The following is a 10314-nucleotide window of genomic DNA, read 5'->3' on the forward strand; positions in this document are numbered from 1 at the left end:
GGGGGGCCCCAAACCCCCCGCGCCCGTGCTGGCTGTTGTGTTGCTGGTGAATAAAAACGGTTGCAATAACAAACGCAGAAAACCCGGCACAATGGCCGGGTTACGCGTCTGCGCTTAGGCTTCGACCGGCGCACGCCAGTCATCAGAACCTGAGGTTCCGGCAACGGTGTGTTCCCAATCGATTTTGCGATACGCCAGAGAAACCTGGATCAGCTGGGTGTAGTCCAGCTTGGCCGAGTCCTGACAGTGCGGCATTTGGCAGTCGATATCCACGATGGTGGCATCGGTCAGCACGGTGGAGAAGAAGTGTTCCTGCTTCCCTTCCACAGAGGTGCGGTACCATTTCAGGGTCACCGTCGGCAGCATCTCGCCGGATGCCAGGGCGTTGTACATCAACGGCACCGCTTTATTCAGGGCAACGGTGAACTTGAACGGTTTGTGCACACGCTGGCCAGAAGGCTGACCGGATTGCGGATCGGTCGGTACGGTAACGATGTGCTGGAATTCTTGTACCAGCATTTCGTCTTCGTGGCCTTGCACATAAATGTTGCCGACGGAATCAGAAGTGAATGCACCTGCGGTGATATTGCCCTGCGTTTTGCCTTCGATGCTGATATAACATGGGGTTGGCATAGTCTTGCTCCTTATTGTTCAAAAAGTGGGTTAAAAACGAATGTGTTAACCTCGCCGTCTGAATAGCAACGAACATGCCAATTTTTAATCCATTGATTTTTTAATAAAAAATTAAAAACCTTTCTTCACTAACGTAAATTTGCGCAATAAGTTGCGCGAACCTCGCGAATATTTTGCAAACATTGCGTAAACAGAGATTTATGCTAATAAGTGAGCAAGGAATTGCGCAGAATTACCATTTATTCTGATAATTTTGGCGACACTCTGATATCGGGTGCATCTGACTTCGCGAATTAGGAATGCCATATGGTTATTGTTAATACAGATTTAATTAACAGAATAATTATTGCCAAAGCAATTAATTTGGTACTTATCATACAAATAACAAATCTTGACTCCTTCGATAAAAAATGTCGAAATTACCCTCCCATTGAAAAAAGGATCATGGGATATCATAAGGAGTCTGCGAAGGCATTATTTATGGCAAATCTAATCTATTTAAAACTTACCGGGGCAAAGCAAGGGCTTATTTCTGCCGGCAGCTCTACGGTTGAGTCTATTGGTAACAAATACCAGACTGCACACGAAGATGAAATTTTTGTTTATGAGCTGATGAACAGAATAACGCGTGAGGAGAATGTCGCGCTGAGCCCGGTTGAAATCAGAAAACCCATCGACAAGGCTACCCCGCTTTTGGCTCAGGCCCTCAATGATAATGAGAAGCTCGAATGCGAATTGCTGTTCTACAGAACATCGCAGTCTGGAGGCAATGAGATTTATTTCAAAATTCTGCTAAAAGAGGCGATTATCAATGATATTCAATTCTTTTATCCTAATTCACTGACGCACAATGAAACCCAACCGCAAGAAAGTGTTTCCTTTAAATTTGCGTCAATAACTTACGAACACGTGATGGCGCGCACCAGCTCTTTTCTCGTCTGGAATCATGCCATTTATTGATATAATGTAAAAAGTTGGCGTAGATGAAACGGTAAAGACCTCTACGTCCAAGCAGATAGAATGCGATACGCTAGCGTGATAGCCAAAAAAGTGAAGGATCAAACATGAACAACGATGAAATGGAAGAAAAACTGCTGGAACATGGCTTCACGCCCAAGAATATCGAGCATATGAAAAAGATCATTAGACGTGGCGTAGAAGATGGTGACGTTGAGGAAACATTGTTTTCCTTGGCGCATATTTTAAAACAACGATTTTACAATGGATATTTTCTCGCTTTTGTCATTATTGCCGTGTTCATTGTTAACATGGTTTTACAAGTACCTCAAGATTTCACAGAAGTCGTAGTTTATTTTTTCGCCACATTTATATCTTTACTTTTTGTTTTCCATCTTGGACCAATGAATTTGTCGTATAAATCGTACTTTTTCTTGAAAAAGAGAGAAGATAGAACTAAAACATAAACAGTAGACATTGCTTTTTATTAAAGCTTATAGCTCTGTCACGCAACCAATGGGATCAATTAAGGATTAAAAATGAATAATAATGAAATGGAAAAAGAATTATTGGAAAATGGCTTTACCGCCAAAGACATTAACCATATGAAAAAGTCATCAGTCGTGGTATTGAGGATGGTGATACCGAAGAAACATTATATTCCTTAGTACATACTTTTAAAAACCGTTTTTATAACGGATGCCTGGGGGTTATCTTAATAATTGGAGCATTCATCGTTAATGTTTATTTAGAATATCCCATGCACGCAACGTCTTTTATAACCAATTTTTCAGTGACCCTCGTTGGCCTTTTTTGTACATATTACATTGGCCCTTTACCATTGAGTTACAAATCTTACCGCTATATTGTAAAAAAAATGAAAAACAGGGCTAAGAAGCCCTTTAGACTAATAGGTATCATCGTTATATATATCAGACATAACCCGTATCTTATTCCCTGCGCCTATCATTTTTAGCGTGAGCGAGGCTCTGCTCATGGTGTTTATCTTTCGATAGTAATCACTAGGAATGTATCTAAACAATCGCCAAGCATCTGGTTTTAGCGTTAGTTTAACAATGCCATAAAATGAAGTAACAAGATCTACAGAATGATACGCGAGCAAACCTGATTTTTTATCAAACCCTAAAAACTCAGCTGTCTTTATGTAACCAGATTTCATAAAGCCGACGGCGTTATCATTCCCTAAAAGATGATCAAAACTTTCTTTTGCCGAACTGGCGCCATTTAACAAAATATGTGCACCAATAAGTCGGCCGACATAGGTAGTCGCAGCAGCAAATATACCAATACCCGAGATTAATTGAACTCCGCCAAGCATCACCCCAATAGCATCAATGGTATAACCAATCTCCTTTTCTCTTTTCTCCATACTGACGGTGATAAAAACTTTTGCTTTTTCAAGCGAAAGCATCGTTCCCTGCCGCTCAATATTGGCACATTCGCCTTTAATGTTGTCAATGGCTTGCTGGCATTCCGATGTGCTTGACGCACTTCGGATAGCATTCAGGTTTCCTTCAGAAAAACGTCGAATCTCCTCTTCAAACTTGGCTTTCAGAAAGAGATCGCTGATATGCCGGGAAGCGACAATCCTGGCAGTCTTCAGCAGATCGAAAGCCGCACTTTGCCCCAATGCATAATAGTATTGGTTGTTAGCCGCTCTTTGATTCAAATAAATATCCATTTTCTACTCTTCCATTTTCCCTGACGACCAGTGCATCGCCAGCCGCTGCCCGGCTTTAATTTCATCGGGTTGCATCACCGCTTCCAGATCGTTGCGTGCGTGGATGGCGTCGTTCATCCCTTCGGTCGCCGCCATGGCGTACCAGGCATAAGCATGAATGCGGTTACGCGGGACCCCCATACCGTCCTGGCGCATCATGCCCATGCGGTATTGCGCCATGCGACTCCCCGCTTGCGCTGCCAGCCGGTACTGTTTTGCCGCCGCCACATAATCGGCTTTGCCGCCCTGCCCAAGCCGCAGCATGTCGGCATAGGCCACGCGAGCAGCTGTGTCACCGGTCGCCGCAGCCTTGGCGTACTCTTCGCGCGCGCGTTCCAGCGCGTTACGTTTTAAAAATACGTCACCCAATTCACGCTGCGCACGCACGTATCCTGCCGCAGAGGATTGCTGCAACAACTGCTCGCGCCCTTCGTGCCGGGTTTGTTGCTGGCTGAGTAAATAGTTGGCTTCACCCGATCCCCCTGCCGCCGCGCGCGTCAGCCAGTCGTGGGATTTTTGTCCATCAGTGGGTAACAATTTGCCTTCCCGATACGCCTTGCCCAGCCACAGCTGAGCTGCCGGCTCACCGTTCGACGCAGCCCGTTGATACCAGGCCAGTACGTTCTGCCCATCTTCGTGTTGCGCCAGCCACAGTTGCGCCTGCGGCTGGCCGAGCGTTGCCGCGCGAAAATACCAGCGCTCCGCCACATCGCGCCGAACCGCCACGCCGTTGCCCTGTTCATAGCGTTTTGCCAGTTGGTATTGCGCATCACGGTTATCGCGCTCAGCGGCCTTTTGCAACCAATTGACTGCCTCAGCTTCACCGCCAGTGCGACTGGCATGCCACTGCGCCACCCTCAGCTGTGACGGGGCGTAACCATTGGCCGCAGACGTTTCAAAACCATCCAGACAAGCGGCAACCAGCTTGCCCTGATGCTGCGCCTGACAATCCGTTCCCAGACGATACCCCGCTTCACCATTGCCAAGGCGCGAGGCCGTGTTCCACCAACGCCGAGCTGCGGGAACATTTTTCGATTCTCCCAGCCCAGCCTGATACCAGTCGCCGACTTGCAGGGCCGCCGCCGCACGCATTTCACGCGTCGCAGCGCGTTGCGTCTCATCGACCGTTTGCTGCATCCACTTCATCGCTTTAGGATACTTTCCCTGCCCCGCCAGCTGTTTCGCCAACTGATACTGCGCTTCACCGTTACCGCGTTGCGCTGATGCAGTGAGCTCGACCTCCGACAGCGTGGTCACCGGAGCCTGGCACGCCACCAAACAGCAAGCCGCGAATGCCAGTGCGAGTCGTTTATCTTTGAACATGGTATCCAGACCGTTTTGTTTCATGGTTAACGCACCGCATCGCCTTGTTGCAGGGTATCGTCAACGTTGGCACGCGGCCTCCCCAAAGAGGCCTGTCGCCCGGTGTGTATTCTCGGCGGTAATCTGGCCGCGCCTTATCAGGCCAGTCTGCTGGAACACCTCACCCGTCGCCTCAACAACGCCGGACGCGTGGTGATGGTGATCAACACCGACGATGGTGAAGAGAGCGTCAGGGACGCCCTGCAGCAAACTCTGAATTATCGCTCGACGGCAACGATTGTGTTATCAGGTAAACCACCGGGCGCGCTGATTGAAACCTGTCTGCAAAGCGGGCAGCAGGTCATTTTGATTAACCGTATGGGACAGTTTGAGGGCGCAGACAATATCGAGATTGACTACCGTTCGACGATGGCCGACGCGTTAAACCTGTTGCTCACCGCCGGATGTCAGCAGATTGCGCTGGTGTCGTCATCGGCACGTTCTCCCAGCATGGTGATCCGCGAAACGCGCTTTCTCGATGCGGCAGCCGAACGTGATGTTAACGTCACTCTGACCAGACCGGGCAGTGCCAGCTACCCTACTGGCGTCGCCGCCGCGCGAGAATTGTTAAGTGCAGAGTCGCGCCCGGATGGGGTGTTTTGCGTCACCGATCTGATTGCTTGCGGTTTTATCGACGCGGCTCGGCACGAGTTCGGCCTGGGCATTCCAGAAGAGATTAGCGTCATTGGTTTTGATGATATCGAACAGGCCAGTTGGCTGGGCTATGACTTAACCACCTTCGCTCAGCCATTGGCAGAGATGGCGGAAGCCGCGTGCGAACTGGTGATCTCCCCGGCAACTGGCACACCTTCCCGACGGGTGTTCAACGCCCTTCCCGTACGGCGCAAAACCTTACGCTAGATTTTTTCTGACGATCGTATCGACAGGGGTCAATCTTCCTCTAGCAGCCGCATCAAGGTGGATAGCGCCTCGTTCAACTGCTGGCGCTGTGCAGCGGATAGTCCGGACAGCAGTTGCCGCTCGTTTTCGATATGGGTTTCAACGGCGCGATCGATCACTTCGCGTCCTTGTGGCGTTAGTGCCACCAGCATGCTGCGTGCATCCTCCGGATTGGGCAATCGCGAAATAAACGCGCGTTTTTCCAACGCTTTCAGTCGGTGCGTGATGGTGCCAGAGGTAATCATCAGGGTAGAAAACAGCTGCGTGGGGGACAGAACAAAGGGCGCGCCAGCGCGCCGCAGCGTGGCTAACATATCAAACTCCCAGCGCACCAACCCATGTTCAACAAAGGCCTCATCGACACGCGGCTCCAGCAACAACGCACAGCGTTTCAGGCGGCCAATTGGCCCCATCGGGCTGCAATCCAGATCCGGGCGTTCACGCTTCCACTGTTCTAAAATCCGATCAACGGCATCCGCCTGATGTGTTTTTGTCATTTTTCGCTCAATTATTTTGACATCAAGATAATTATCACTGCATACTTTGCTCACTAATTTAGCTTGAAGCAAAGATAAAATCATGGCCTTTCTGTCACGTTATCCCCTTTTCGATATGCTCCTGACCGCACTGGCACCCACGATTTGGGGCACAACCTATATCGTTACCACACAATTTCTGCCTCCCGACAGGCCCTTTATCGCGGCGCTGCTGCGTGTCCTGCCTGCCAGGTTTGCGCTGCTGTTATGGTGTCGCCATTTCCCCTTGCGGGACGAATGGTGGAAGCTCATCGTCACCGGAATCCTCAATATCGGTGCGTTTCAGGCGTTGTTATTTGTTGCTGCCTACCGTTTACCCGGTGGTTTGGCCGCCGTTATCGGTGCGATACAACCGCTGCTGGTGATGCTGCTGGCCTGGGGTATTGACCGGCAACGATCCCCGATGACCGCCGTCCTGGCGACGTTTACCGGTATTATCGGTATGGCGATGTTACTGCTTTCGCCACAAACGGTATTAGACACCATTGGGATCGGCGCAGCGTTTCTGGGTGCCGTCAGCATGGCTTTGGGCACCTGGCTGTCGCGGCGCTGGTCGCTTTCGATGCCTGTGATGGCACTGACCGGATGGCAGTTACTGCTCGGCGGGGTATTTTTATTACCGGTAGCGCTGCTGGTCGATCCACCGCTGCCAAGGCTGACAGCCACCCAGATTGCCGGTTATTTGTGGTTGTGTGTGGCAGGCGCGATGCTGGCCTACGGGCTGTGGTTTCGCGGCATTCGCCGTCTTTCACCGGTTGCGGTATCGGCGATGAGCCTGCTGAGCCCGGTCACGGCCGTGGTACTGGGGTGGGTATTCTTCGGGCAGCGCATTCAGGGAATGGCGTTGCCCGGCTTGATTATCGTGATGCTGAGCGTGTTGTCGATCCAGTGGGCGCTGATCAAAAAACCGAAGATCTGATCCCCATACCATTATAGCCCGCACGTTTGCAGGTACAGCACGGTAGCAGCCACGCGCGAACTCACGTTTAATTTGCGCAGGATATTGCGGATATGCACTTTCACGGTTTCTTCCGAAATAAACAGCGCTGATGCGATCTGCTTACTGGATAGCCCCGATGCCACCTCCTGAAGCACGTCCAGTTCACGCTCGGTTAACACGGTAAACGGCGAGGGGATGTCCTGTACCGCCATGCGGTTTTGTAAAACCGCCTTCACCTGCTCACTAAAGGCGTCGCCGTTACGGATCGCTGCCAATAGGTTCTCCGACGCGCTGTCTTTAAGCAGATACCCATCCGCCCCTGCATCCACCAGCGCGTAAATATCGCCCGGCGAATCCGACACAGTCAGCACAATAACGCGCGCACAGATGCCATCACGCCGCAGTGCGTGGAGCGTATCGAGTCCGCTTAACCCTTTCATATTGAGGTCGAGCAAAATAATATCGGGTGAGTCACGATTGGCGAGGCTGAGTGCCTCCATACCATTACTGGCTTCCTCAATCACCTCAAAGATATCATCGGTTTCCAGTAACTGGCGGATTCCCCGACGCATAAGAGGATGATCGTCGACAATCATCACGCGATAGCTCAATTTTTCTGACATTACCCACTCCCAAAGGATGAATATTATTCTTCTTTATCATTTATATCGTTCGTACTGCTGTGCTCGGTCGCTGGCGCTGAAAAACAAACGCTAACCTGCGTTCCCCCTTCAGGATTGGAACCGATAGAGGGCTTGCCCCCAAACGCTCGGCGCGTTCATGCATAATATTCAGGCCGTAATGCCTCGCCGGCTCTTCGTGACTGCTGATACCGCGTCCATCATCACGAATATCAACACAGTGGCCACCATCGGGCTGAGTGCGGCAACTGACAACGATGGTCTTTGCCTGCGCATTCTTGATGGCGTTCAACACCGCTTCACGAATAATTTGCAACAAATGGACCTGCTGCGCCGCATCCAACGCCTGAGTCGGAATGCGGCAATCAATCTGGATGCTCGCGCTGGTTTGCGCACGCAGCGGTTCAATCATCTCTTGCAATGCGGCAGGTAAATCCGCCTGCTGCAACGTCAAACGGAACGTCACCAACAGCTCGCGCAGCTGACGATAAGCATCGCTCAGCGCCTGCTCAAAATCTGTGATGATATGCCTGGCCTTCACATTTTCTTCCGATACCGCGCGCTTGAGCAGCGTCAGTTGGATATTCAAATACGAAAGCACCTGGGCCAACGAGTCATGCAGTTCTCTGGCGATCGTGGCTCGCTCTTCCATCAGCAACAGCTGTTGGTAATGCTTCTGAGCCTGATTAAAATAGAGACCGCGCCCCAGCATGTTGGCAACGCTCTCCATCAGTTGCGTCGACGGCTGCTGCGTGGACGCCTGCCAGCGCAGTTGCCCAAATTCGACGTCTTGCAAACGGATGGGCAATGTCTGCCACTCCGCCAACTCATTCGCCTTACCTTCGCTAAGCCGCCAGTTCTCACCGACACACATTTCCAGACAGCCAACCGTTTCATAGCGGTGGACAATCTGCAATATGCGCTGGAAACAGTGCCTGTCGATGGTGCTCACATTCAGCGCCTGCGAACAGTTATACAGCACCTTCAGCATGCGGTTCGCTTCTTGTAAGCGCAGCGTTTTTTGCCGAACCTTCTCCTCGAGCGAACGGTACACCTTGTGCAGCTCATCCGTCATGCGCGTGAAGGTTTGCACCAGTAGCCCCAGTTCATTCGGCAGTGTCGTATCCAACCGCGCATGAGTGAAATAGCCTTTCTCAACCGCAGCACAGGCCGCCATCAGCTTGCTGAGCGGTACCACCACCTGACGGCGAATGCGACGCAGCGTGAAGAAGATCAGTATATAAATGGTGACGGACCCAATCATTGATGTCGCCACCACTATCATCATTTTGCGCTCGGAATGTGGGGGAGTGATCATTTTTGCATAGCTAAAAGGAAAGTCTGAAATAGCGCGACGCCTTGAATGACGCGGCATTGAACGGATTGAGGACTTTTGCATAGCCCGGCGGGAAAATGGAAAAAACCGGTTATTTCTGCACTACATTTTGCACAACTTTGATCGTCGTTCGATCCAGTTTAAGCGGCGTTTAAACGCTCTTAAATCATTCTACAGTAAATCATAGCTATTGTGGTGATAACGCAGGCCATTGAAGTTTTCGGATCGCCCACCGATAAACTAAACAGCCCGCTTATGTTCGCCTGTCAGGCTGGCCGATGCTGCCCACCTTCACTATCGGAACCACACTCTTTAGCCCGCTCATCGTTTAGCGCTGCCGCAGCGTTGCTTTGCATACCTAGGATTTTTGCTTTAACAACTCGGTCGAGTTGCAACAGCCTTATATTGTCTTCGTCCAGTAGATAAAGGACGGTTTCAACCCCCTTGCGTGCCAGTACGGAAGCTAATTGCCGCCGCTCTTCTTGCGTTAGGAACGAGAGCATTTCCGATAGACAATCACCAAAATAACTAGTTATTCCTGGTGTTTTTGGTGATTCATCTAATCCGGTTTTCAACCATTCCAGGCTTACTCCTTCGCTTTCGGCAATACGCGACAATAAATTTTCACGTGGCATTGGAGGATTACTTTCACTTTTAAAATAGCTATTGAGCGTGTTTATGTTAATACCCCAAATCCTTGCGGCGGCGCTTCTTGATGGGTGCCTCCGAATCAGTTGAGCGAGTCGAGCAATGACAGGTTCTTTGTCTTGCTCTTGAAAAGTACCTTTGCGTTCTTTTCTCATATGAGGTTCTTTCTCACCTAATGTTATGAAAAATAATAAATTTTAAATAAAGCACCAAAATAAATAAAATACTTTTATTTGGTATTTTTTGGTGATCTATTCTTTACCCGTAGAGATAACCACGCAGTTATCCGCGCGGGTAACTTTTCAGGATAAAGGAACGATGACCAGAAAAGAAGATCTGGTGTCAGATTGGCACCCTGAAATCATCAAGGCAGAGATCCATAAGCTGGGGCTGTCCTTTCGTACCCTGTCGCTCCAGGCTGGTTACAAAAAATACTCGCTGAAAAGCGTTCTGCGCACACCGTGTAAGCCTTATCAACAAATCATCGCAGATGCAATCGGAATTCCGCCTGAACAGATATGGCCGACTCGTTATCATAAACCATTTTCAGGTCAGTGGAACTAACGAATATGAGTAGGATTAACCTGAAATCACATTATACAGCTCAAGAAATAGCTTTT

Annotated in this window: 11 protein-coding genes and 1 pseudogene; 5 read left to right on the forward strand and 7 right to left on the reverse strand. The window is 50.0% G+C overall.

The window, feature by feature from the left end:
* Positions 1–114 precede the first annotated feature (114 nt).
* Complete coding sequence (locus tag ACMZI0_RS01490; RefSeq protein WP_415671687.1) at positions 115–633, reverse strand: Hcp family type VI secretion system effector; 519 nt, start codon at positions 631–633, stop codon at positions 115–117.
* A gap of 480 nt (positions 634–1113) precedes the next feature.
* On the opposite strand from ACMZI0_RS01490, the gene ACMZI0_RS01495 reads away from it, so the two are divergent.
* Entirely contained in the window at positions 1114–1593 is a 480-nt protein-coding gene (locus ACMZI0_RS01495) for an Hcp family type VI secretion system effector (RefSeq protein ID WP_415671696.1), read from the forward strand.
* A gap of 104 nt (positions 1594–1697) precedes the next feature.
* Complete coding sequence (locus ACMZI0_RS01500) at positions 1698–2057, forward strand: hypothetical protein (RefSeq protein WP_415671688.1); 360 nt, start codon at positions 1698–1700, stop codon at positions 2055–2057.
* A gap of 440 nt (positions 2058–2497) precedes the next feature.
* On the opposite strand, the gene ACMZI0_RS01505 is transcribed toward ACMZI0_RS01500, so the two are convergent.
* Positions 2498–3292, reverse strand: coding sequence for a DUF4225 domain-containing protein (locus ACMZI0_RS01505; RefSeq protein ID WP_415671689.1), 795 nt, complete (start codon positions 3290–3292; stop codon positions 2498–2500).
* 3 nt (positions 3293–3295) lie between these two features.
* The gene (locus tag ACMZI0_RS01510) at positions 3296–4654 is read right to left on the reverse strand and encodes a tetratricopeptide repeat protein (RefSeq protein WP_415671697.1); all 1359 of its coding nucleotides are present in this window, start codon (positions 4652–4654) and stop codon (positions 3296–3298) included.
* A gap of 66 nt (positions 4655–4720) precedes the next feature.
* On the opposite strand from ACMZI0_RS01510, the gene ACMZI0_RS01515 reads away from it, so the two are divergent.
* Entirely contained in the window at positions 4721–5554 is an 834-nt protein-coding gene (locus ACMZI0_RS01515) for a substrate-binding domain-containing protein (RefSeq protein WP_415671690.1), read from the forward strand.
* Between the two features lie 29 nt (positions 5555–5583).
* On the opposite strand, the gene ACMZI0_RS01520 is transcribed toward ACMZI0_RS01515, so the two are convergent.
* Positions 5584–6090 (reverse strand): MarR family winged helix-turn-helix transcriptional regulator, encoded by a 507-nt coding sequence (locus ACMZI0_RS01520; protein ID WP_415671691.1) that lies wholly within the window; start codon positions 6088–6090, stop codon positions 5584–5586.
* Between the two features lie 82 nt (positions 6091–6172).
* On the opposite strand from ACMZI0_RS01520, the gene ACMZI0_RS01525 reads away from it, so the two are divergent.
* The gene (locus ACMZI0_RS01525) at positions 6173–7048 is read left to right on the forward strand and encodes an EamA family transporter (protein WP_415671692.1); all 876 of its coding nucleotides are present in this window, start codon (positions 6173–6175) and stop codon (positions 7046–7048) included.
* An 11-nt stretch (positions 7049–7059) separates the two neighbouring features.
* On the opposite strand, the gene narP is transcribed toward ACMZI0_RS01525, so the two are convergent.
* The 3 genes and pseudogenes from narP to ACMZI0_RS01540 all read right to left on the reverse strand — a co-directional run bounded on the left by narP (position 7060) and on the right by ACMZI0_RS01540 (position 9849).
* Positions 7060–7692, reverse strand: a complete 633-nt coding sequence (narP, locus tag ACMZI0_RS01530; protein ID WP_415671693.1) for a nitrate/nitrite response regulator protein NarP — start codon at positions 7690–7692, stop codon at positions 7060–7062.
* Between the two features lie 23 nt (positions 7693–7715).
* Positions 7716–9013 (reverse strand): annotated as a pseudogene (gene narQ, locus ACMZI0_RS01535) (nitrate/nitrite two-component system sensor histidine kinase NarQ); the annotation flags it as partial.
* Between the two features lie 299 nt (positions 9014–9312).
* The gene (locus ACMZI0_RS01540; protein WP_415671694.1) at positions 9313–9849 is read right to left on the reverse strand and encodes a hypothetical protein; all 537 of its coding nucleotides are present in this window, start codon (positions 9847–9849) and stop codon (positions 9313–9315) included.
* Positions 9850–10012: 163 nt separating this feature from the next.
* Between ACMZI0_RS01540 and ACMZI0_RS01545 the strand changes: the two genes are divergently transcribed.
* Positions 10013–10258 (forward strand): helix-turn-helix domain-containing protein, encoded by a 246-nt coding sequence (locus tag ACMZI0_RS01545; protein ID WP_415671695.1) that lies wholly within the window; start codon positions 10013–10015, stop codon positions 10256–10258.
* Positions 10259–10314: the final 56 nt, after the last annotated feature.

The sequence above is a fragment of the Symbiopectobacterium sp. genome (assembly GCF_047692315.1).
Classification (GTDB): Bacteria; Pseudomonadota; Gammaproteobacteria; order Enterobacterales; family Enterobacteriaceae; genus Symbiopectobacterium.

Excerpts from the sequence above, each read along its gene's own strand:
- ACMZI0_RS01495 (WP_415671696.1), top strand. The coding sequence starts at position 1,114 with ATGGCAAATCTAATCTATTTAAAACTTACCGGGGCAAAGCAAGGGCTT.
- ACMZI0_RS01520 (WP_415671691.1), bottom strand. The coding sequence starts at position 6,090 with ATGACAAAAACACATCAGGCGGATGCCGTTGATCGGATTTTAGAACAG.
- ACMZI0_RS01525 (WP_415671692.1), top strand. The coding sequence starts at position 6,173 with ATGGCCTTTCTGTCACGTTATCCCCTTTTCGATATGCTCCTGACCGCA.
- ACMZI0_RS01540 (WP_415671694.1), bottom strand. The coding sequence starts at position 9,849 with ATGAGAAAAGAACGCAAAGGTACTTTTCAAGAGCAAGACAAAGAACCT.
- ACMZI0_RS01505 (WP_415671689.1), bottom strand. The coding sequence starts at position 3,292 with ATGGATATTTATTTGAATCAAAGAGCGGCTAACAACCAATACTATTAT.
- narP (WP_415671693.1), bottom strand. The coding sequence starts at position 7,692 with ATGTCAGAAAAATTGAGCTATCGCGTGATGATTGTCGACGATCATCCT.
- ACMZI0_RS01490 (WP_415671687.1), bottom strand. The coding sequence starts at position 633 with ATGCCAACCCCATGTTATATCAGCATCGAAGGCAAAACGCAGGGCAAT.
- ACMZI0_RS01500 (WP_415671688.1), top strand. The coding sequence starts at position 1,698 with ATGAACAACGATGAAATGGAAGAAAAACTGCTGGAACATGGCTTCACG.
- ACMZI0_RS01510 (WP_415671697.1), bottom strand. The coding sequence starts at position 4,654 with ATGTTCAAAGATAAACGACTCGCACTGGCATTCGCGGCTTGCTGTTTG.
- ACMZI0_RS01545 (WP_415671695.1), top strand. The coding sequence starts at position 10,013 with ATGACCAGAAAAGAAGATCTGGTGTCAGATTGGCACCCTGAAATCATC.